Annotated in this window: 15 protein-coding genes and 2 tRNA genes; 5 read left to right on the top strand and 12 right to left on the bottom strand. The window is 46.4% G+C overall.

The features are described from left to right. Positions 1-69: 69 nt before the first annotated feature. Positions 70-141: transfer RNA gene (locus tag ABH09_RS00725), tRNA-Glu, on the bottom strand. A 71-nt stretch (positions 142-212) separates the two neighbouring features. Then, a tRNA-Gln gene (locus ABH09_RS00720) sits at positions 213-283 on the bottom strand. A gap of 219 nt (positions 284-502) precedes the next feature. Here ABH09_RS00720 and ABH09_RS00715 point away from each other — a divergent pair. From ABH09_RS00715 to ABH09_RS00705, 3 genes are read left to right on the top strand one after another with little or no spacing between them, the layout of a single operon-like run. Then, positions 503-721: a hypothetical protein gene (locus tag ABH09_RS00715; RefSeq protein WP_162662024.1), complete on the top strand. Its 219-nt coding sequence runs from the start codon at positions 503-505 to the stop codon at positions 719-721. 21 nt (positions 722-742) lie between these two features. After that, positions 743-2839 (top strand): heavy metal translocating P-type ATPase, encoded by a 2097-nt coding sequence (locus tag ABH09_RS00710; protein WP_253714822.1) that lies wholly within the window; start codon positions 743-745, stop codon positions 2837-2839. Further along, entirely contained in the window at positions 2836-3159 is a 324-nt protein-coding gene (locus ABH09_RS00705; protein WP_253714821.1) for an HMA2 domain-containing protein, read from the top strand. The genes ABH09_RS00710 and ABH09_RS00705 overlap by 4 nt, the downstream gene beginning before the upstream one ends. A gap of 263 nt (positions 3160-3422) precedes the next feature. Here the strand turns inward: ABH09_RS00705 and ABH09_RS00700 are convergent, their stop codons facing one another. Next, the gene (locus ABH09_RS00700) at positions 3423-4298 is read right to left on the bottom strand and encodes an AEC family transporter (protein WP_253714820.1); all 876 of its coding nucleotides are present in this window, start codon (positions 4296-4298) and stop codon (positions 3423-3425) included. A gap of 310 nt (positions 4299-4608) precedes the next feature. On the opposite strand from ABH09_RS00700, the gene ABH09_RS00695 reads away from it, so the two are divergent. Both ABH09_RS00695 and ABH09_RS00690 read left to right on the top strand, forming a co-directional pair. Beyond that, entirely contained in the window at positions 4609-4980 is a 372-nt protein-coding gene (locus ABH09_RS00695) for an ArsR/SmtB family transcription factor (protein ID WP_016522542.1), read from the top strand. Between the two features lie 260 nt (positions 4981-5240). Continuing rightward, positions 5241-7544, top strand: a complete 2304-nt coding sequence (locus tag ABH09_RS00690) for a heavy metal translocating P-type ATPase (RefSeq protein WP_253714819.1) — start codon at positions 5241-5243, stop codon at positions 7542-7544. Between the two features lie 943 nt (positions 7545-8487). Here the strand turns inward: ABH09_RS00690 and ABH09_RS00685 are convergent. From ABH09_RS00685 to ABH09_RS00645, 9 genes are all read right to left on the bottom strand, one after another. Next, on the bottom strand, positions 8488-10428 hold the full coding sequence (locus tag ABH09_RS00685; protein WP_253714818.1) for an ABC transporter ATP-binding protein: 1941 nt from the start codon (positions 10426-10428) through the stop codon (positions 8488-8490). Beyond that, positions 10421-12199 carry an ABC transporter ATP-binding protein gene (locus ABH09_RS00680; RefSeq protein ID WP_253714817.1) on the bottom strand — a complete coding sequence of 593 codons (1779 nt, stop codon included), beginning with the start codon at positions 12197-12199 and terminating at the stop codon, positions 10421-10423. Before ABH09_RS00680 ends, ABH09_RS00685 begins: the two co-directional genes overlap by 8 nt. 76 nt (positions 12200-12275) lie before the next feature. Further along, entirely contained in the window at positions 12276-14042 is a 1767-nt protein-coding gene (malQ, locus tag ABH09_RS00675) for a 4-alpha-glucanotransferase (protein WP_253714816.1), read from the bottom strand. Positions 14043-14138: 96 nt separating this feature from the next. Further along, positions 14139-16010, bottom strand: a complete 1872-nt coding sequence (locus ABH09_RS00670; RefSeq protein ID WP_371922165.1) for an MFS transporter — start codon at positions 16008-16010, stop codon at positions 14139-14141. Positions 16011-16250: 240 nt separating this feature from the next. Further along, the gene (locus tag ABH09_RS00665; protein ID WP_253714814.1) at positions 16251-20909 is read right to left on the bottom strand and encodes an Ig-like domain-containing protein; all 4659 of its coding nucleotides are present in this window, start codon (positions 20907-20909) and stop codon (positions 16251-16253) included. A 194-nt stretch (positions 20910-21103) separates the two neighbouring features. Next, on the bottom strand, positions 21104-21331 hold the full coding sequence (locus tag ABH09_RS00660) for a NifU family protein (protein WP_162662015.1): 228 nt from the start codon (positions 21329-21331) through the stop codon (positions 21104-21106). Positions 21332-21584: 253 nt separating this feature from the next. Continuing rightward, positions 21585-23192 carry an ABC transporter ATP-binding protein gene (locus tag ABH09_RS00655; protein ID WP_253714813.1) on the bottom strand — a complete coding sequence of 536 codons (1608 nt, stop codon included), beginning with the start codon at positions 23190-23192 and terminating at the stop codon, positions 21585-21587. Between the two features lie 12 nt (positions 23193-23204). Then, entirely contained in the window at positions 23205-23870 is a 666-nt protein-coding gene (locus ABH09_RS00650; protein ID WP_371922118.1) for an energy-coupling factor transporter transmembrane component T family protein, read from the bottom strand. Between the two features lie 5 nt (positions 23871-23875). Continuing rightward, entirely contained in the window at positions 23876-24493 is a 618-nt protein-coding gene (locus tag ABH09_RS00645; RefSeq protein WP_253714812.1) for an MptD family putative ECF transporter S component, read from the bottom strand. Positions 24494-24597: the final 104 nt, after the last annotated feature.

The following is a 24597-nucleotide window of genomic DNA, read 5'->3' as shown; positions in this document are numbered from 1 at the left end:
TTATAGAAAAAATGATGAGGTTTGCATATATAACCGAATTTGATATGCAACAATACGATAGGAAGAGACCGGTCCCTACGGGAATCGAACCCGTCTTTTAAGATTGAGAATCTCATGTCCTAACCGATAGACGAAGGGACCAAAACAGAGCATCGGGTGCTTTACTAAGCAAAAACCTCTAAAAATGATTATTTTTAGAGGTTTTCGGCACATTCCCCAGGGAGGATTCGAACCCCCACAAGCAGAACCAGAATCTGCGGTGCTACCATTACACAACCGGGGAAAGTTGACGGAGGGTATACTATCATATATTACTACTACGTGTCAAGAATACGCATTGCATCACGTTAAATCTAACCGGAAAAGATAGGGGAGCGGCTCTGATTATAGAACAAACGCATCTTATTGTGTTTTTCAACAAAAACTGGTATCGTGGAAATATAAAATGCCTTATCAGCAAAACTGACGGCAGATTTTAAATATGAAATAAGTGAGGTAGGATATGTTTTCCAATAAATGGGTTGCATTCGGTGTAGGTGTTGCAGCGGGATTGGCTGCAGCTGCTCTTATTCGGACTCCGGCATTCCGCAAGGCCTGTGTAGCCGTTACGGAAAAAGGTATGCAGCTCAAACAGGATGCGGTTGCCTTTATGGAATCGGTGAAAGAGGACGCACAGGATATCGCGGCCGAAGCTGCATATAACCAATCGCAAAACGCATAAGAACTTTTTATCAATTTATCAATGAACGTAACCGTTAAACACTCCCTGCCCGGCAGAATAAGACTGCACTACAATGCGGTTGAAATTTCGCCGCGGCAAGCTATTCTTGCGCAGACACTCATCGCGGTGCAAGAAGGAATAACCGACATTCAAGTTAATCCCAAAGTCGCATCTTTTTTGGTTTATTACGACGTAAAGACCCTTTCGGAAGCTGAGGTGCTCGCCTTATTCCGAGTCCTTTCCGATAAATACCTGTCCGATGAAAGCCTGCTTGACTCCGTTGCAAAAGTCCCGATGCCTGAAAGCATCTTCGATGTACTCGCCTCCACGCTCTTTGACGTTACCGTACGAGCACTTCTCCCGATGCCGATACGCAATCTGTTGCTCTACAAAAGGATTGTACCGCGCATTGCCAAAGCGGTTCAGTCCATCTTTGCAGGAAAATTCTTTAGCACGGATTTACTCGATGCAACGGCGCTGACAGTTGCAGTTCTTGACGGTAAGGCGCAGACTGCTCGTTTTGTAGCAACATTGCTCGATATGGGGGAAGAAATTGAAGAACTGACCCGCCGGCAATCGTACAATAATCTGGCGCAAACGCTTTTGGTTTCAAACGAGCCGGTACATCTTATCGAAGGTGATCAAGAACGGACAATTCCTCCTTCCGCACTTAAAAAAGATGACCTCGTCGTTGTCCGCGCCGGCAGCCAAATCCCCGCAGACGGGAATGTTGAAAAAGGTGAAGGGCTCGTGAATCAGGCGAGCATTACCGGTGAATCGCTGCCGGTAGAAAAAAAGAGCGGAACCACGGTCTTTGCAGGCACCATCCTTTTAGAGGGAGAGCTGTATATCCGCGTACGCACGGTCGGCTCGGAAACAAAAGTAAATAATATCATCGCGATGATCGACCGCTCTCAATCTTTAAAAGCCGCCGCTCAAAAACGGTCGGAACGTATCGCAGAAAAAGTAGTGCCCTTCAATTTCCTGTTGACCGGTTTAACCTATTTATTTACGCGGAATATCACCAAAACCGTTGCAACATTGATGGTCGATTATTCCTGCGCGATGAAACTGGCCGCTCCTATCGCCGTTCTTTCCGCAATGAAGGAAGCGGCGGAGCACGGCATTTCCGTAAAAGGCGGAAAGTATTTGGAAGCGGCGGCGCTTGCCGATACCGTTATCTTCGATAAAACGGGAACCCTCACGTATGCGGAACCGGTCTTAACCGGAGTGCACCCGTTCGGCTCCTTTACAAAAGACGAAGCATTGCGGCTCGCAGCGTGTCTTGAGGAACATTTTCCGCATCCGTTGGGGAGAGCCGTGGTACGAGCCGCTCAAGAACAAAACCTTGTCCATCCCGAGCGTCATGCGAAGGTAGAATACATTGTCGCACACGGTATCGCGTCCTCGTTAGAAGGCAAACGGCTCTGTATCGGAAGCGCTCATTTTATTTTTGAAGATGAAAAAGTTCCGACCACCAAAGCAATAGCCCGCGTGCAGAAGTCTGCGGAAAAATCAGGCTATTCATTACTCTATTTGGCGGTTGACGGACAGCTCGCCGGTATTTTGACTATTGGAGATCCCGCCCGGGAAGGTACTGCAGAAACCATCTCCGAGCTGAAACACTTGGGTGTACGCAATTGCGTTATGATTACCGGAGATGCCGAACAAGCGGCTGCAAAGGTTGCAGCTCAGGCCAGTATCACGGAATATCATGCGCAGACGCTGCCGGAAGATAAGGTGCGGTATGTGCAAGAAGCACGAAATGCCGGACATAAGGTAATTATGATTGGTGATGGAATCAACGACGCGCCTGCACTTTCCGCCGCGGATGTCGGCATTGCGATGGGCAACAGTTCTTCCATCGCAGGCGATACTGCCGATATCGTACTGGCCGACGACGGACTTTCCGGTTTAATTACGGTGCGGAAGCTCGGTCAAAAAACGCTGTCACGGATAGATAAAAACAACAAGCTGATTATCGGCGGCAATTCACTGCTCTTGTTTGCCGGTATGTTCGGTCTCATCCCACCCGCACTCGCGGCGACGCTGCATAATTCGCTGACCATTGCCGTCAGTATCGAATCCATGCAAAAGTTGTTAAAGGACGCGCGATGATTACCGGCTTTTTTCCCGGTCGCATACGGCTGCGGGCGCCTGTCTTTAAAGACACCGCAATCACCGAGCGGGCATTATCCATCCTGAAAGCTCCGGCGCTTTCATCAATCATCAAAGAGATTGAACATAATCCCGTTACCGGAAGTGTGTTGATAAAGTACCATCCGACCAAGGTTCCCATAGCAAAGTTGACTTCATTGCTCCCGTTTTTTAAAAAGCTGGAGAAAGAGGCTGAAATGTATTCTGAAAAAAATAAAGCCGTCATTCTTGCAATGCTGGACGAACTGGAAGGATACGTCAAAAACTGGGAAACGGCATAACCGCTCCGGTAGCGTTTAAAACGCAGAGCAACCGTATCAGAAATATTTTAAGCGGTTGCTTTCCTTCTGTGCGAAATTTTAAATAAAATTTCGCACTTTTTTTCAGTGGTGGACGGGCAAACGCATCAGGCAGAATAGATAAAAATCGCAGAATAATTGAGGCCGTGAGACCATTTGAACCGCGAAGAGGTTCAACTCTGGTTGAACGACCTCAATTATTCTGCGGGGCTATTAAAAAAAACGCCTGATGCGTTTGCCATGGTTTAAAACAGCAACCTTGTTACCACAATATATATCGGGATAAGCACTAAACTCAACAGTGTTCCCCACGCGGTGAGTCCTGCAGATTTCCCCGTATGGCAGTAATGTGTTTCAAGCACGATAATGTTGGCGGCAGGCGGCAAGATACAGATCATATACAACGCCTGCTTGTTGGCGGTTATTAATCCCAAGTGCAGCAGCCCCGCAATAAAGATAAAGAGCGTCATTAGACAGCAGACTGTAAGAGCCCGCATTATCGCCAGTTTAAGCGTTAGTTTTAAATCCTTGATTTCAAGCTTAATCTTTGCAAGCCACATACCGAGTACACCCATTCCTAAAATACTCATGACTAATTTAAGTATTCGATATAAGGGCGGCAAATAGAGTTTGATACTATCCCCGAAAGGAATACAGATAATGCCAATAATGAGCGCAGCCACGGGCGGAGATTTCAGCGTCCGTTTTATATCGACCTTTGCAGCGCCGTTATTGATCAACATACCGGCGCCGATGGAATTTCCGAAAAGAGAGTTGCCGATATACAGCGAGAGCACGGCGGTCGCAGCACTGTCTCCCCATACCGTTGCAACAATCGGCAATGAAAGCCACCCGATATTTAAATAGAAAAAACATAACTGTTCGACGGCATCGGCGCTAAAAAGCCGGCTCATATACATCATTACCGTCATCATAATAATCATAGCGAATATGCTGACAAATAAGTCGGCACGGCACGTTGAAATATTGTAAATAATGATCAGCGGAATAATTACTCTGGTAAGCAAATATGCCGTCTGCTTTTTTATATCGATCGGCGCTTTTCCCACAAGAAAACCGAACCCGAGATACAAAAACGGAAGCACTATTTTAACAGCCATTATTCCCCCTTTTTACAGCAGACAGGTAAACATATCAGTAATATTTTAAATATTTTCCTATCTTTTGAAAATAGAGATACCCACATATTTTCAAAAGATAGGATCTTGACAGCATCCTCACCTACACATATAATCAAACTAACAATTGAACATCTGTTCATATATTTGTAGATAAAAAATCACCTTGCTGTTTTGAGAAGGCAGAACTGCAAAATATGGCAGGGATATCCTACAAGTAATCAACTTTTGGGGCATCATCGGTTACGGAATTGCCCCGGAGATTAATTCCTTGACATAAGGAGGCCGCACAATGGAAAACCAAGAAGAACCGATGAGCGACGAAGCAGCGGAATATTTTAACCCCGATGCCGTGGCTCATGCACGCTCAAAGATCCCCGACGAGGACACGATGACCGCATTGAGTGATTTTTTTAAGAACTTCGGTGATTCAACCCGTATCAAGATTGTATCCGCGTTAATGGCGGGTGAGCTGTGCGTTGCCGACATTGCGGAGGTGCTTGAAATATCCGCTTCGGCAATTTCTCATCAACTGCGTATCCTCAGACAAGCAAAAATAGTGCGTTCGCGGCGGGTGGGAAAACAAATCTACTATTCTATAGAAGACAATCATGTCGGCATCTTATACAGCGTCGGCATGGAGCATATTCTGGAAGGCCGCTGAGCCGAAGGAGCAGGGTAAATGCATCAGACTGTTTTTTAACAACCCCGCAGAAAAATTGATACTATTCGACCAGAGTTGAACCTCTTCGCGGTTCAAATGGTCTCACAGTCTCAATTTTTCCGCGGTTTTATCTACTCTACCTGATGCGTTTACCCATTTACTGAAAAAATGTGCGAAATTTTAAGCAAAATTTCGCACAGAAGGAAGGCAACCTCAAAAATATTTTTAATGTGGTTGCCATGACCTAAGGAGGAGAGAAGATGGCTTGTAGTTGTATGGCATGTAATCATGTACACGAAACGCATAATCATGATGAACATCATCATGACAGTTTGTGGGATAAACACGATATTATCCGGTTTAGCGTAGCGGCGGTGTTTTTTATCGCCGGGATTGTATTGAAAATTGCTTCCGAACCTTTCAAAATAACCGTTCAGTTCAGCGGCGCTTCTTACTCCATTGCACTTTCATCACTGCTTTTTGTCGGTTCGTGGCTTGCTGCGGGACTGGAAGTTATTCAAACCTTGCTGAAGACCATCGGTAAGGGGAGTATTTTTGACGAAAACTTTTTGATGACCTTTGCGACACTCGGTGCATTCATACTCGGAGAGTGGTCGGAAGGCGCTGCGGTTATGCTGTTTTACAACTTGGGTGAGCTGCTGCAAGCCGCCGCCGTTCAGCAGTCTCGGCGTTCCATCACCAACTTGATGGATTTACGCCCCGAATTTGTCCGGCTCTACCGTAATCCAGCCGACTCCGAATCGGAGCACGGCGATGCGCACGATTGCTGTGGACATGAAGATGATGAGCACATTCACAGTCATGAGCACATTCACGCCGAGATGTGTGAATGCGGGCACGAACACGGTGAACATCACCATAGTCATTCGGAAAACTGCGAGTGTGGACACGAACACAGCCATGAACATCATCACGAACATGAAGAATGCGATTGCGAGCATGAACACGAACATACGCATAATCATGCCGAAGAGTGCTGCTGCGAGCATCATCATGAAGGGGATGACCCTGACATTGTAGCCCCGGAAGATGTTCCTATCGGTACGCTGATCCTCGTAAAACCGGGAGAGAAGGTTCCGCTGGACGGGATACTGGTCGAAGGGGCTTGTTCTTTTGACACCTCTTCGATGACGGGAGAGAGTGTTCCGCGTTTTATTGAAGCGGGCGGTACGGTTCTGGCAGGATTCGTCAATACGGACGGGCTTGCGGTGATTAAAACCACCGTAGCGGCGGAAAATACCGCTGCGGCAAAAATGCTGCAGTTGGTGGAACATGCGCAAGACCGCAAGGCAAAAACGGAGCGGCTTATTTCGAGCTTTGCGCGGGTATACACGCCGATTGTAACGATCGGTGCAGTGGTGCTGGCGCTCCTTCCGCCGCTTGTACTTTCAGCTGTACACGGCAGCCCGCTTTCGTGGAACGCCTTTGTTCCGTGGATTTCGCGCGGATTGGTATTCCTCGTCATCTCTTGCCCATGCGCCTTTGTTATCTCCGTTCCGCTCGGTTACTTCGGCGGACTCGGCGGCGCGGCAAAAAAGGGTATATTGATAAAAGGCGCGGATTTTATCGACTCGCTTGCCAAAACGGACAGCGTTGTATTCGACAAAACCGGCACACTGACCGCCGGTGTTTTAACGGTACAGCATATTCTTCCTGCCGAACAATTCAGCACGGAGGAATTGCTTGAGCTTGCCTATATCGCCGAGTATCATTCCGGCCATCCGATTGCCGTTGCGATAAAAGGCGCTATTCAAGGGCGGCTCGGCAAAGAGAAAACAGCCGTGTTTGAAAAAGAAGCTGCCGAACTCCGGCAATACACGGAAAAAGCCGGTTCCGGTGTTAAAATGCTGCGAAACGGACAGGAACTTGCGGCCGGTTCCGCGCTGTTCATCTTCGGTGATGCGGAAAAACAGCCTGTTTCCATCGCCCAAATCGAAGGAACAAAGGTATTCCTTTCCTACGGCGGGCGTTATGCCGGCTGTATTATTTGCAGCGACAGTATTAAACCGCAATCCGCACAGGCAATACGGGAACTGCGCGGCGCTGGGGTCGGATACCTTGAAATGCTGACCGGCGATACGAAGCGTACGGGCGAAAAAATAGCCGCCGAATTGCAGCTTGACCGCTGCAGCAGCGAACTTTTGCCGCACGAAAAGGTCGCCCGCTTTGAAGCAATCAGCGACGAGCGGAAGAAAGGCAATGCCCGTGCCGTCTGCGTGTTTGTCGGAGACGGAATTAACGATGCGCCCGCTCTCGCTCGTGCAGATGTGGGTATCGCGATGGGCGGAATCGGCAGCGACGCCGCAATCGAAGCCGCCGACGTCGTTCTTATGACCGATAACCCGCAGCTCATTCCGCAGGCAATCAAGTCGGCACGCTTTACACGGCAAATCGTCAAACAAAATATCGTTATGTCATTTGTTGTTAAAATCGCCTTTTTGGCAGGCGGCGCCTTGGGTATTATTGGATTATGGGCAGCGGTGTTCGCCGATGTCGGTGTCGCACTTCTTGCCGTGTGTAACTCGTTGCGCGCACGACGGTAGGTTGTTACGGTTTGCCTCTCAGCCAGTGCTTTGACAAATAGCCTGTTGAACAGTGTACACGGACGTACACTGTTCAACGTCGAGTTTTTCTGACGAAAAACTCGCTGCTGCGTGGAACCACCGCCATCCATGGCGGTTTTGTATAGCCAACGCTTTGACAAATAGGCGCGTACAAAAAACACCCGCAGGCACGGTAGCGAATGTACATCCCTGTACATTTGCTACCTACGTGTTTGCAGCGCAAACACGCTGCTGATTAGAACTACGGACATCCTCGCCCAAAAATGGACATCCTTGCCCATTTTTGGGCTGCAAGTTTGCATTGCAAACTTGTTACTGTATGGAACCAGCGACATCCGTGTCGCTTCTGAGATACGTCGAGGACTGTTTTTTGTTAAGCGACAACGCAGATGCCCGCCCTTAACCAGCGCTTTTGCAAAGAGACGGTACAGATACAAGGCGCAAGCAAAAATTAACCGAAGGCCTGTTGAAAAGCGTACTTCCGTGTACACTTTTCAACGACAAGTTTTTCTAGTGAAAAACTTGCTGCTGTTTAGAAACACCGCCATCCGTGGCGGTACTGATACGTTGAGGATTTTCAGCAGCGGCAAGGATGCCACTGATTTAAACAGAAGCAACGAAGTAGATGCCCCGCCCCTAACCAGCGCTTTGACAAATAGCCTGTTGACCAGTGTACTTCCGTGTACACTGGTCAACGACGAGATTTATGCATAGCCTAAATCTCGCTACTGCTTGGAACCACCGCCCTCCATGGCGGTTTTGCATAGCCAGTGCTGTTGAAAAAACTATCCGTAAGCCTTTTGAAAATAGTGGTGCCGGATACAAGGCGCTGAATAAACAACACCCGCAGGCGTACTTGTTGTACGTCGAGGATTGTTGTTTATTCAGCAACGCCGTAGACGGCGTGCATATTTTCAAAAGTCTAGTCAAGTTCGAAAGCTCCCGTATAAAGTTGATAATACATACCCTTCTTCTCCAACAGGCTTTCGTGTGTGCCGCGTTCGATAATTTCGCCGTGATCCAAGACCATGATAACGTCGGAGTTCATGATGGTGGAAAGGCGGTGGGCGATGACGAAAACGGTTCTGCCTTCCATCAGCCTATCCATACCTTTCTGAATAAGCGCTTCGGTTCTTGTGTCGATTGAAGAGGTTGCTTCATCCAATATCATAACGGGCGGGTCGGAGACTGCGGCGCGGGCAATGGATAAGAGCTGCCGCTGTCCTTGCGAAAGGGAGTTTTTGTTGCCTTCAATAACCGTGTCATATCCGTGGGGCAGCATCGTAATAAAGTTGTGCGCATTGGCAAGTTCTGCCGCTGCGATACACTGTTCGTCGGTTGCATCCAAGTTGCCGAATCGAATGTTTTCCATAATAGTGCCGGTAAATAAATTCACCTCTTGCAATACGATACCGAGCGAACGCCGCAGGTCTTCTTTCTTAATGCGGGTAATCGGTATGCCGTCGTAGGTAATAGTTCCGCTGTTAATATCGTAGAAGCGATTGATTAAATTGGTAATCGTTGTTTTACCCGCACCTGTCGCACCGACAAATGCCACCTTTTGCCCGCGCTCCGCAAAGAGGTTTATGTCCTTCAGCACGTTTTTCTCAAGGCTATAACCGAAATCGACATGTTCAAAAATCACCTTGCCGGTCAGCCGGGTTAAAGAAACCGCGCCGTCGTCATGTGTTTCCTTCCATGCCCATACACCCGTGTGTTCCGCCGCTTCGGACAAGGTGCCTGCTTCTTCCCGTGCGTTGACAAGCGTAACGGTACCGGCATCTTCTTCCGGAGCTTCGTCCATCAGCGCAAAAATCCGTGAGGCTCCTGCAACGGCATTGATCACCGAATTGAGCTGATTGGATAGCTGAGAAATGGGATTGGTAAAGCTCCGCGACAGCGTTAAAAATGAAGCGATGGTGCCGAGTGTCAGCGTGTTGATACCGGCGATAGTCGGATTGGGAATTTTTGCAATGGCAAACCACGCACCGACAAGCGCGACAATCACATACTGAAAATATCCCAGTGCATTCATAAAGGGCATGATGATATTTGCATACGCATTTGCTTTTGCAGCACTTTCCTGCCATGCGGCGTTCTTTTCTTTAAACTCAGCTTTTACCGCTTCTTCCCGGCAGAACACTTTAATCACTTTCTGTCCGTTTATCATCTCTTCAACATAGCCGTTGAGCTGTCCGAGCGTGTCTTGCTGCCGGACAAAATAGAAGCCGCTCTTTTTTGCGACAAACTTAATCACTTTCAAAATAGAAAAGATGGAAGCGACAACGATGACCGTCAAGTACACGCTCTGGTACAGCATCGCAAAGAATACCGTCACAATCGTACACACGGAGGAAACCAGCTGCGGCATCGACTGGGTAATCATCTGCCGGAGCGTGTCGGTGTCGTTGGTGTAGCGGCTCATAATATCGCCGTGAGTATTGGTATCGAAATAGCGGATCGGTAAGCGCTGCATCTTTGCGAACATCTCATCGCGGATTCGCTTGAGCGTCCGCTGCGCAACATTGATCATCAGGCGGCTGTAAATCCATGAACAGAGGACACCGGTGCCGTACACCGCCGCCATAACAATGAGCGCCCGTAAAAGCCCGGTAAACACCGGAGTACTTTGCGCAAGCAGCGGCAGAATATACTGATCAATCAATACTTGCAGGAATAAAGAGGCGGCGGCGGTTGCGCTTGCACTTACGACAATACAGACCGTAACAACCGCAAGGACAGCCTTGTACGGGTTAAGGTAAGAAAGCAGCCGTTTGACGGCAGGCATAGAAAGTTTCATTTCCGGTTTTGCGATTGGGCTTGTTGCCGATTTTGTACCGTGAGCAGGTTTCATATTATGCATCGGAACCTCCTATTCTCGTTGGAGCGATACCATCAGTTCCTTTTTGTTGCGTTTCAAAGACTTCTTTATAGATGGCGCTTGTATGCAGCAATTCATCATGTGTACCGACCGCAGTAATTGCGCCATTGTCAAACACGAGGATTTTATCCGCGTGCTGTACGGAAGAAATCCGCTGTGCAATAATGATCTTTGTTGTGTCCGGCAGGAAGTCTTTAAATGATTTTTGAATCAGTGCGTCCGTTTTCGTGTCTACCGCACTGGTTGAATCATCGAGGATTAAAATCTTAGGTTTTTTTAAGAGCGCCCGCGCAATACAGAGCCGCTGTTTTTGTCCGCCGGAAACATTGGCGCCTCCCTGCTCGATACGGGAGTTATACCCATCCGGCATTGCTTCGACAAATTCGACAGCGCAGGCGAGGCGGCACGCTTCGGCAATTTCCTCATCACTTGTGTGTTCATTCCCCCACTGCAAATTACTCTTTACCGTACCGGCGAACAATTCATTTTTCTGCAAGACCATTGCTACCGCATCCCGCAGCGTTTTTACATCATAGTCTTTTACGTTCACACCGCCCACGCTGACCGAACCGGAGGTAACATCGTATAAGCGGGGAATGAGCTGTACAAAGGAGGTTTTGGAAGAACCCGTGCCGCCGATAATCCCCACCGTTTCTCCAGACCGGATAACAAGATTCGCATTGTCGATCACTTTTTTATCGGCATCCGCAGTATACATAAAATCAGCATTGGTAAAGCATATCTCTCCGTTTTTTACCTCCATCACGGGATGCTCAGGATTGGTGATGTCCGGCTGCTCATTCAAAATTTCTGCAATGCGGTCTGCGGAAGATCGGGAAATGGTGATCATCACAAAGACCATCGAAAACATCATCAAGCTCATCATAATTTGAGAGGCATACGAAAAAAGCGCCATCAGCGAGCCGGTCGTTAAGCCCTGCGCGGCATCGTTTCCGCTTGCGACAATCGCCCGTGCCCCGAACCACGAAATCAAAATCATACAGGTGTAAATACAGAACTGCATCAGCGGCATCATCAGCGTGATGTACTGCTCGCCTTTTGAAAAGCCCCGGTAAATCGATTCGGAAATCTTTTCAAACTTAGCAATTTCGTACTCTTGCCGGTTAAACGATTTTACCGCCCGCACGCCCCGCACGTTTTCCTGCACCACATTGTTGAGCTCATCGTAGGTTTTAAAAACAGTTCTGAATATCGGATGCACCTTCCGGATGATAAGAAAGATACCGAGTCCCAGCAGCGGAATCATACCGAGAAAGATGAGGGAAATGTTCGTACTGATTCTAAACGATGCGATCATCGCAAAGATCATCATCCCGGGTGCGCGCACGGCAAGTTTTACCAGCATCTGATAGGAGTTAAGCACGTTTGTTACATCGGTGGTAAGCCGCGTTATAATGGAAGACGGTGAAAATTTGTCGATGTTGGAAAAAGAAAAAGTCTGCACGTTGTCGTACATATCCTGCCGCAGATTTGCCGCAAAACCCGCCGATGCCTTTGCTGCGGTAACCGACGAAAATACACCCGTCAGTAATTGAATAAGCGCAAAGACCAAAAGCGCCGCCCCGTACTTGAACACCGTTTGCATTGCACCGGCTTCAATTCCAAAATCAATGAGATACGCCATACAGGAGGGGATGATAATTTCAAACACCACCTCCGTAATTGTCAGCAGCACTGCGATAACAGATGTCCGTTTATATTCCCGCAGGCTTTTGGATAACGTCTTCAGCATAGAGGCTTATCGTAGCACAGTCTGAAAAATTAGTACACATTTTAAGGGTTCTATGTATTTTTGCCTTTTTGTTCTACTATATCCATTTTATCCCGCACCGCCCGGATGCGATAACTAAATCGCTCAGCCATTCGGCACATTCCGGGGTAAGCAAACCGCGCGGCATGCGCCATGTCCAGTTTTTTCCAAGGGTAGAAGGTTCGTTCATGCGCGCTTCCGCTCCCAGCGCATACAGGTCTTGGAACGGAATAACGGCAAAAACCGCTACCGAGAAAAACGCTTGCTTAATCAGTTCGGCGCAGAGATCGTCTTTAAAAGCAGCGGCTTGCAAAGCCGTCCCATCATCTGCTGCAGGAGACGCCGCATCGGCTGTGCCGTGCCGTACTGCGGTATGCTCTGTCGGTTCGGACGTACTATTCCGTGCTTCAGTATGCTCCGCCGAAAACAGCTCGTCGAGCAATTCTACGGCAGGTCTTTCACCATAGAGGTAGAACAGCAGTACTTCAAAATCATCCCGCGAAAGCGTATCAAGCCATGCTCGCAATGTAGTGTTGTCATGAGTACCGGTGTACACGACAGCGTTTTGCGTATACCGGTGCGGTAAAAAGGCATCGGTAAAGCCAACTTCCCGTACCTCTGCGGCGCTAAAAGCAAACTGTAAGATTTTCATTCCCGGCAAATGGAAGTCGTCGCGGAGACGCTCCACCTGCGGGGTAATGACCCCAAGGTCTTCGGCAATAATCGGCAAACCTTTGGCATATTCACTGTTCTTTTTGAGTAGGGCGCGCTGTACCGCTTCAAAAAAATGATGATCGGGGCCGGGCAGCCATTCGCCTTTTTCCGCAGTCGGAGCGCCGAAGGGTACCGCCCAATACGCTTCAAAACCACGGAAGTGATCGATACGAATATAATCGACGAGTTCCAAACATGCGTCAATGCGGTCAATCCACCAGCGGTATTTATCGGCCTTCATCGCCTCCCAATTATAGAGCGGGTTTCCCCACAGCTGCCCCGTTGCGCTAAAATAGTCGGGCGGTACTCCGGCAACCGCTGTCGGTACGCCGTTTTCATCCAGCTGGAAAAGTTTTTGATTCGCCCATACGTCCGAAGAATCCGGTGCTACGAAAATCGGGATATCCCCGATAATCGAAATACCTTTTTCGTTTGCATACTGTCGAAGCCGCGTCCACTGCTCAAAAAAGAAAAATTGAATGACCTTATATCGGTCAATCTCATGCCGATGTTCCTGCGCCCAACGTTTTAATGTCTCCATGTCGCGGCAGGCAAGGGCTTTCGGCCAATAGTTGTTCCACAGTTTTCTGGATACACCTTCTTGAGCTGCCTGCGCATCGTATACTTCTTTAATCGACATGAAAAGCGCATAGTCATCAAGATGTTTATTCGCCTTTTGAAAACGCCGGAATGCGTCCTTCAATTCTGTGTCGGCGGTACTACCGTCTTTAATCCTGTTAAGAAATGCCGATGCGGCTTTTTTTAAGAGCGGTATTTTCCAATAGACTACCGAACCGAAGTCGATATTACCATCTGTAGAAAGGTACTCCGGCAGCTTGATATCATCGGCAGTCAAATATCCTTGCTCCGAAAGTGTTTCCAAGTCGATCAACAGCGGGTTCCCGGCAAAGCTCGAAAATGCCGCATAAGGAGAATCCCCGTAACCGGTCGGACCGAGCGGCAGTACCTGCCATAGTCGTATGTGCGCAGAGTGAAGCCAATCGATAAAGTTATAGGCGGTTTTGCCTAGTGTGCCAATCCCTTCATTACTCGGAAGGGAAGTCGGATGGAGCAGTATTCCTGCAGAACGGTTTAAAAGTTTTGAAAGCATAGTATCTCCTGTTGCTAGATTGCAGCTAAATAGAAGCACTTTTGATAACTCCATGTTTGAGGAATGTCGGAATATTCATTTTGAAAATTCGGACATTCAGCAATACTTTTTCCCGATTAATAACTCACATACAGCTTTTGTCTTTTCATCGGCATCTTGTTTGCTACCGCCAGCTTCAAGGCGTTTGATTTCGTTTAAAATGATTTGATGATTTTCCGGTGTAACTTTAAATTGTGAAGCAAACAAAATGCCAAGCAGTAGCATACAGACAGGCAACACGATAAACATCAATCTGATTTTATTGAGCGTTTCCTGTTTTTGCTGCGGCTTTTGCGCCTGACCAATACCCGAATACTTAAAATCGATCGCATCCAATAACACTTTCAAATCATATAAATCGGATTTTGTATAAAAACCAATGGGAATTATTTTTTTATACATGGTACCTTCTTTCTCGTACGAAGACGCTACAAGAAATTTATTATCGGCCTGTGCAAAGTCTGCAGTATGGAAAGACGGTAGGATAAAATCATCAAATATACTTGTCGGAATCTCTGTAAAAGAATCAGTGTTTTCAAAAAAAGAAATCACTTCAGTACTCGCGACGGCTTTGTGTTTCTTATAGATACTTTTTATTATGCCGTCCGTATCTTTGCCGGCGTACTTCAAATGCAAATTGCCATCTTCATATAGAGCATAATATTTTTCTATTTTCGAAAACGATGTCGCCGTACTTTTGCAAAGTGCTTCCGCTTCCGCAAATTGGCTCTGCGTCAAAATTGAAGGCACCGGATTTTTATATCCGATTTTGCTCAACCCGACACCGATTGTCGGCATGATAATCAAACCTAAAAACAGCTTCCGCGCAAGCGTCATCGCCGCTGAATATGTACCCGTACGCTGTTTACCGCTCATCACACGGTCTATATCGGAAATAAACGGCAACAGTTGATGAGGAATTAAATTATTCGCTGCTATGCCTATTCCCATCAGTACCATGTTCAATATTAGCCACACGCCGCTGGATGTGGGAGTATGAAGCCCCATCAATAAAATAGCGAGGATGAATACGGTAAGCGCTGTAATGTAAACAGGCTTATGCCCTTTCCGGTTGATAAAATAGCTATGCACCGGCAACATCACCATCATAGCAATTAAAAGACTCCCCTGGGCAATAACAAAAATATTTCCCTTATTTAAATAGTCGACAATATAAAAAAGTACAAATGACATAAAAATATCAAGCGCACCGAAAGAACACACGTACATCGCAATATGAATTCTACATGACCTATTTTGAAATAGCGATAAGAAATTTTTTATAAACGATTGAGTTGATTTTTCTGCGGATTCATTCTGAGGAAGTTCCCATGTTTCAAAATAAAGCGGTATCCATGGGAGTGCAAAAATGAGTGCAAATACACATCCCATGATAAAATACCCCTGAGCACTTCCGTTAAAATGGTCAATAATAGGCTGCGCCAGCACCCCGCCAAGCAACGTTGCAACAAACGAAAACATCAGTCGAGTGCTGTTCAGCTTATTCCGCTCAGAAAAATCTTTTGTTATTTCGGCGCTGAGCGCTGCATACGGAATATAAGACACGGTTGAAACCGTAAAAAAGATGATATAAGCAACGGTATAAAAGATAAACTTGCCTGTTTGCCCTTCAATGGTAATCGGAAACCAAATAAGGATAAATGATAAGGCTATGGGAAGAATAGAAACTAAAAACCATACGCGCCGTTTGCCAAACCTCGTCCGCGGGGTGTTATCGGAAATATACCCCATCATCGGGTCGGAAACCGCATCCCATACCTTACCGATTGCCGGAATTAAGCCAGCCAATGCGGGATGCACCCCGATGACGTTTACCAAATAATACATTGAAAATGTCGTAACAATAAAAAAACAACCGCCGCCATACAAATCCCCGCCGCCATAGGCAAGGTATGTACGCCATGTCATTTGTCTTTCTTTTATTTTCATGGTCTTATCATACAATAGACTCTCATATATTACAATCGACTTTTTCTGCAAAGAGATGATTTATTATATCCGTTAAGGCAGACTGCAAAACAGTTTTCGGACAGTTTTCTTAGATTTAGATGCAATGTTTAAAATTAAGTCATTATTGCATAAGACTTAATTTTAAACTTGCGGGGATGCCTAAAAAAGCAGACAAGTTTCCAGACATCCCTATTTTCTTTAGAATACATCGAATCGAAGACCGACCGATATATGCGGACGAACACCCTTTATCTTGGATGATGATCCTTCGCTGACATCGGTCGGGATAAACCAAAGTTGCCCCTCCGTATACACAGCGAAACTTCTAAAATATTTTATCTTTTTCTTTGGTAGCTTAACGCGAGGGAATTCTATCTGTGCAAGCATAGCTGCAAGGACTTGCGGTTTTCCCTTTTGGGTTTTTGTAAAGACCGAGAAATTTGCCCCTAAAGCACCGGTCATATATAACCACGACCAATCAGGCCCCGCGAAAGATTCAAAAGGTAGCTCGAATACATTTGCTAGGATCTTCATACTGACGACGTGTCCGCCATATCGCATGCTTTCACCCTTATAGAATAAATTCCATTGCGAGGGCAAAAACTGCCCATAATGAAGTTGTAATTTCACATTGCTTCCGAAGAAACTTAATCCAACTCCTGCATTCCACAACGTAGCACCCCAGAAACCAACATCAAAATGCAACCCTTGTATGACCTTGGGTATGCCGTAAAGGTATTTATCGCCCTTCCGTAAGGACAAAGCAACATTGGTAACGGAAACATCATCGGTTGCTAATCCTGCATACCTCAAAGATTGGTTATAGGTCCCGCCTTCATCCGGAGTAAGCAACGTAACAACAGGAGCAGTCTTATCAATACTTACCACCATACGACAAACAGCAGTTTCATTATTTGCCATCCGGGCACGCACGAGCAGGAAATGCTCACCTTCTGCCATATCTCCGGTTTCAAGCCGGTACCTCCAGTTAGCTTTTGAACCAAGAGAGATAAATGTTCTACCATTATTAAAGCTAAGCTCTACAGCAACTAATTTCTTTGCGGCAATTGCCTCGCGAATACCGACTGCCGTAGATTTATCTTTGAGCAATAGCTCCTCTTCCTCGGAAAGAGTGTATCCCGCCCTGCCTTTCAAATACGGCCGCTCGACGGCAAAATCACCCATCGCAAAATTATCAATCGTAATCCATGGACCTGTAGCCTTATAAACTATCGAATGTACGGCAGAAGTTTCCGGCTTGTTTTTCACAATTTCCGCTTTAACCGATACTTTATGTGGACCTTCAGTCATACCTTCAGGCGTTATTTTAAAATTGAAATAACCGGTCGGAGAAATAGTGGCTGTACCACGTTCCGCACCATCGATATATAAGGTCGCGGAATCAGGGAAAATCGTACTGGATATCTTTCCATATATATTAAACTCGCCTACCAATGTTTCTCCCATAAGTGGAGCAAGGAGCTCGATCTTTCCTTTATCATTACTACGATCAATGACAAAATTTCGGGCAATATTGGTGACATTTCCGGCCTCATCTGAACCGACAATTTCGAGGTTATAAGATCCTTCAGGAAGATCTGCAACATTGATAGTCTTGGAGACGATAAGCTTCGGCTCTAGCACCGTATTTGAAAACTTTGCCGGTACCGACTGACCTTGTAACCCTTTTATATGGACAGCAACTTCTTTTAAGGCGGTTTCGTCATATACCTGCCCTGAAATAAAAAGGTCATTACCGTATTTTCCACCGGGAATTGGATATTCAAACTTGAGAACCGGCGCTGTATTATCAATGTTTACCAAGGTAGAGGTTCGAGATTCTTCGCCGTACTGATCTATAGCTTTTATAAATACTACATGAGTCCCATCGGCAATCACAGCAGTATTAAAATCGTAATGCCAGTTTTCGCTCCCCTCCGCCTTAGAATACGTATTCCCGTTATCAAGCGACACCTCAATTGACTTAACGCCGTTTTTATCGGCTGCAGTTCCTGTGATAGTAATAATATCTTTTACTATGGACGTACTTACAGGTGTTTGAACCGCTACCGAGGGAGGTGCAAGAGAAACCCGTACCTTCCGCTTAAACACATTGCTCTTAACACCGTAAATATCTTCGGCATAAAGCGAAATAGTATGTTCGTTATCCGTAAAATCGGTTAAAGCAAACGGAATCGTAAAGGTATTTTTTACTTCAAGGGATTTTATTGTGCCATTGTCAATCTGATAAAAGACTTTCGAAACGCCGTCATCATCATGTATAATACCGGAAAGAACAAAATCTTTTACCACAATAGCATCTTCTTCCGGTAAGTGTACTTCAATAACCGGCTTATCCGATTCAGTATCTATTTCAAAAGGATACTCGTTATATGTTGAGACATTCCCTGCCTTATCTGTAAATCGGAACACCATTCCCTTACCAATCGGTGCGGACGCCGTACCGATAATCTTGTGGGGAAGAGGGGAAATTTCTATCAGCTCCCATGGACGATTAGAACCTTCCGGTTTATATTCGACCTTTTCGAGCGCAGAATAGTTATCCGGTTTAAAAACCATCAAAATAGAGCCGTTAACTTTATCTCCTTCACGAGGGAGAATAAGTGACACCTGCGGCCCCTGTGAGTTTTTATAGAATGTCCGATACGCAGAGCTTTTCTGTCCAAGCACATCGACTGCATGTACACCCACGACAATAACTCCGTCAGGATAATTTCCCAAAGCGATTTTCTGAGAAAACTTAGCGGAAGAAAGCGGTTGAGCCTCGGAATCGCCGACCGTGTATGTTATTGACTGTAATGCAGAAATATCGGAAACTGTGCCGGCTAATTCCAGCGATTCTTTTATAAAGCGCGGTTCTTCGGTAAGCGCCAGCTTAATTACCGGAGCAGTTTTATCCATGAGGATATTAATACCTGAAGATGTGAAGGTACGACCTTCCGTATCGGTAACAGTAATCCGTACATTTTTATACAAGCCTTCTTCAGTAATTGCGAGAGCAATGATGTGACCTGAAAACGATAGTTCGCAGGGTATTGTAGAACCAGCTAATTCGGCAGAAGCAATCTCCGCCCCTCCTACAGGGCGATACACTGCTGTTAACGTATTGTTATCGGATAAAATAAAAGTTCCATCAGAAGATTTATTTCCTTCCGCCCATACAAAAGCTTCTCCTTCCGAAGTCGACTGCGAATCTATTAAAATCGTTTGAGCAACCGCCCGACCATATATATCAGAAGCCTGTACCGCAACGGGCACCACCCTGCCGGTAAATGAAGCATCAATCGGAATCCGGATAAGCGTATTTGCAGCCCCTTTCCTTATGGAAACCGGAATTTCAGCATTATCTGCAACAGTATATGAAACTGAATCAAGTCCTGCCCCAGCGCTAACATTTATTGTAACAGGAGTGCGGCTGTCAGGTGCTACCGGCTGTACGACACTAGAGGTTCCCTCAAGTCCGATAACAGGCTTCGTACCTATCACCGAGAAAGATACCGTTTCGGTATTACCTCTTACACCTTGGGGGGTAACGGCATAAACCGAAATCGTATGCGCCCCTCCTGCAATATTGGTAACAGGAACACCAAAGGCCCCCATACTGACAGGCACAGTTACTTCTTCCTCTCGATCGAGCCTGTAGCGTATCTCAGAGACCCCTGAGGCACTTTCAATTGAACCGGCAAGATACACACTGTTACCGGTAACGGCATTAGCAGCAGGCTGCGCTATTGTAAGGCGTGGAATATCCACCGATTTATCGATCGTAATTGTCCGCATTACCTTCGTAATGTTGCCGGCTGCATCTTCGGCAGTAATTTCGACCGTCTCGGTTTTATTTGAAAAATTGCTCACATCGAATTCTTTAACCCAATAAGAATTTCCTTTAATCAGTTCAAAATCTCCTGCCTGATTTCCCATTCGCCACGATAAAGACTTGAGGTTTACCGAATCGCTTGCAAAGCCTGCTATTCCAAAAACACTGCTAACCCTTTCCGCGGGGGCAGGATAAAAGAAATCAACCACGGGGGGAGTATTATCAATAAAGAATAAAAACGTGGAAATACCCTCTGCCCCTAATTTATCCACAGCCTTAAACCAACATACGGTCGGCCCCTCTGGCATTTTACGTGTATCAAGGTCAAGCTTAAAGGAAGAAACGCCTGCTTTTTTATCATATTTAAGAGCAAGCGGTGTATAAGTATGCCCGGCGTCAAGCGAATAAAATAACTTGCTTACACCGTTTCCATCTCGCACAATTCCTTCTAACACCTTCTTGCCTGAAATCAAGGCGCCGTCATCCATACTTGTTACAAAGGTTTCGGGCGTATGCAAGTTCAAATTAAACTCAACCGAAACCCCATCACTCTTTAATCCGTTAATGTCGGTGCCCCATGCAGTAATACGGTGTACGCCTTCTTGCAAATCAGCTGTATTGAAAGTCTGCGTCCAAAACTGTTTGCCTTTTGCACGAACAGGTTCATTGCCATCCAACGCTACTTCAATATAATCAATACCATCATCATCAAAACAGGTACCGGAGGCACTAAAAGTTCCCGTAATATTCATATTCTTGACGGGGTTGGTAATAGACACAACAGGCTGATCGGAGCGGGGATCAATATATATATTAAAGGGACCGGCCTCTCCGATATTACCAGCCGAATCTTCAGCCGTAACAAGTACATTATATTTACCCGGTTTTTTCTCAGTAAGATCAAAGGCTTCATCCCAGCTTTCAGGGTTATCTACAGTACGAGTTTCAACTTTACCACCCGCAGATAGAAATGAGACCAGAGAGAGAAATAGACAAACACAGAGCAGTAGCTTTTTCATAAAAGTTCCTTAAGATAAAACAAATAAGCTCTCGCTTAATACGGAAGCTTTCCCCGGAAACCTACAGAAAGTACCGGTAGGCTACAACTTTTATACTAATTTTGATTAAGGGCATTATTGCATAAACACCCTTTTATTATATCGGCACAACACCCCAAAAACTTGAATATATCAAATCGGTTGAGGCATGAACATCAAACGGAGACAACTTTTTTTACATCGGGATAGGATTCTTTTAATTGAGCTTCGATGCCGGACTTTAACGTCATCAAAGCCATTGGGCAAGAACCGCAAGCCCCTTTTAATCGGACGGAAACGACACCATCATCAGACATTGAGACAAATTCCACATCGCCCCCGTCAGCCTGCAAATGAGGACGAATACCGTCCAGAGCCTTTTGAATTTGATCGACTGTAACCATACTTCCTCCTTTTTTACGCACGCAGAATGCGCTTATCATTATAATTATAGCATATTATTATAATTATAGCATATTATATAATAGAAATCTTTATAGAGTAAACATCTCTAAAACATCCGATTGTTAAAAGAGTCCTAATACGCTATAACCGTATCTAGCGGCAATAGTTACAGATTAAGCAGCTTTTATACTATAAGTGCGGTTAATAGTTAATATGAGAAGCAATCTATCGTAAAAGCTGCGCGGGCGAGCGTTAAGAAATAGCTACGGCAGCCTTCATCCTTATCCTATAATCACAAGCCATTTCACTCAGCAGCTCATCATGTGTAATAATGACAACGGTTTTTCCCGCCTGTGCAAGCATACCAGCCCACTGTGCCATACTCAAAAGCCCTTCGCCGTCCATGCCGCTGGTCGGCTCATCGAACACAAAGAGCTGTGCTTCCGAGCAATACGCCGCGGCAATTACTACCCGCTGCTTTTCTCCGCCGGAGAGCGATGCAGGATGCCGGTTCCGTACCGCCTGCAAGCGGAATAGCTCAAGCGCTTCTTCCGCACGCTCTTTTACGCTTTGAGACGGTTTCCGCCCCAGCAACAGCTCATTGATGACGCTGTCTGAGTACAGCTGATAATCGGCATCCTGCATCACAAAATAACTCATACGCCGCCGCTGTGCACACGAGAGCTTCTGTCCGTTCAGGGTAATACTACCGTTTTGTTGACGCAGGAGTCCGCACAGTACCTTGCATAGGGTAGTTTTACCGGCGCCGTTTTTTCCGGTCAGTGCAGTAACGCTCCCCTGCGGAAAAACAAGGCTGATATTCCGTATGCCGCATTCCCTTTCCTTACTGCTGCCTTTTTCGCTGCTATCTTCCGCATATCGGACATTTCGGTATAAATACGTTACATCCGACACACATAAAGCAGTTTGCGATGTATCCGGCTCTATTTTTGCCGCTTCCGGTAATTTTACAACCGGATCCGGTGTTGACGTTTCTACTGCTGCTCTTTTCGGTGTTTCGTTTAGTGCGGCGCTTTCAGGTTGTCCTATCACTTCCGTTGTATGAATGTTATTTGTTCGCAAAGATAAGTTCGCCATACCGGGATACCGGAAGCCGAACTGCCGTAACTCACCTTCCTGCAAACGGTAAAACTCATCTGTTGTCCACCGGTGTGCAGCCCTGCCGTTTTCGATATGCAAAAATGAATCTGCAATTCCTAAAAATGTGTGCAGCCGGTGCTCACTGATGATAATCGTCGTTCCCCGCTTTTTAATCTCCGCCAAAAGACCGGTAAGAATTTCAATACCATCCGCATCCAAATTGGAAACAGGTTCGTCCAAGATCAAGATTTGAGGCGATAAAATAAGCGCTGCAGCAATCGCTACCCGTTGTTTTTGCCCTGCCGATAGGGTATCAACGGTTCGGCATAACAGCGGCTCTATGTTAAGAAGTGCAGCCGCTTCTCGTACCTTTTCTTTCACGTACATCGGCTCCAGTCCGATATTCTCTGCGGAAAACGCAATTTCATCCTGCACACTGTTCATAAAAAACTGACTGCGCGGGTCTTGAAACACAACCCCGAATGTTTGCACCCGCTGCTCAGGCGGCATAGACGCAGGTTCTCTCCCGCCAACAAGCACCGAACCATGCAGCGTTCCCTCGTAAAATGCCGGAGCTAAACCGTTGATCAGCCTCAACACGGTACTTTTTCCCGCCCCTGATCTTCCGCACAAAACAACGCATTCCCCGTCCCGTATATCGAAGGACATTCCCTCAATGCAAGCATCCTGCCGATTCCCTACCGCAAGCTCCGCTTTCCCATAACAAAACGATACATCACAAAACGCAATCATAGACATAGCAACCGTATTTTACACAATGGCAATGAGAACCATTGCGGTACCGTATAGTCCAACCGTAAGGTAGTCGTAGACAGACAGCGGAGTGGCATATATGCTGCTTCGTTTTTGAGGAGCATCCAAACCGCGCAGTTCCGCTGTTGCACCCAATTCTGCCGACAGCTTTAAACAGCGAACGGTAAACGGAACAAAAAAACTTTCATACACAATAACCGGATGACGGATATAATCATGCCAATGCGGAAACAATCCCCGTGCTTTGATTCCCTCCCGAATCGATGCCATCTCTTTCCGCAGTACCGGAAAAAAGCGCATCATCATACAGAGCATAATCGTTACGGACTTAGGAATGTGCAGGCTTTGCCAGCTTGCCATCAGCCTGCTCGGATTGCTTTTTACAATGGCGGCAGCAAACATCACGAGCGGAATTGAGCGGGCAAGGGTATGCAGGATCACATAGAGCAGCGCTGTATGCGGCGCACAGATCCGGGCAAGTACTTGGAGAATAGTATAGAAAAGACACAAACGTCCTGCCGTTCGCACTTCCTTCACCTGCAGCAGATAACAGCCTGCCAGCAGGCACAGACAATGCATTTGCCCGATCTGCTCGTAGAAAAACCAAACAGCCGTGGCACACAGCATAACAGCAAGGTGTGTTCGAGGGTCGAGATTTTGCACTGGCTTTACGCTAACTTTGCTTTTTGAATATGTTTTTTGAAAAACAGCATACCGACCCAAAAACCTGCAGCCGCAAGTGCCGCCGAAATCAAACCGATAAGCAGCAGCATATCAAGCGAACCGTAAAAACGAATCAATACCTGTTTACCTTCTTCGGTATATGAATCACCTAAGCTCTTTAAGTACGAGTCCTTAAAAAAGAACAATGGAATTGAACTACCCCATGCGTATAGCGTCCAATATACCACATAGCCGATACCGTTCCGCACCGGGTTTTTGTAGGTAGTATTACCCAGCATCAAAAGCTCGCAGATGAGACCTACTACAAGCATCACTGCAGAAAACCATGCCGAGCCGAACGCAGCCATCATCAATCCGCAAAAAATTGCCGTTACAAGGAATGTTCCGTGTTTCGCCGTTTTGTTTGACATAACAATGTAGAGCGGTGCGCAGAAAAAAGCCATCACACCGACGTAAAAAAGGTAATCGAGTGCGGGCGTTGCCGCTATTGTCATCACCATCTTAACGATAACCATAATCACCAGCATCGCGATATTAAAAATCGAAAGCGTGATAATATCCTTTAACCGTAACCGCGCCGAACCATCCGTTTTTACTTCCATATTAATTCCTCCTCTTGAGTTAACATCTGCTAACTCAAGAGAATACTATAGCGGCAATGAACAGCTGTTTTCCACTCCATTCAGTCAAAACCTATCCAAAAAGC

It is taken from the genome of Treponema sp. OMZ 803 (assembly GCF_024181165.1).
Taxonomy (GTDB): Bacteria; Spirochaetota; Spirochaetia; order Treponematales; family Treponemataceae; genus Treponema.
This window is presented reverse-complemented; position numbering and strand designations above follow the sequence as displayed.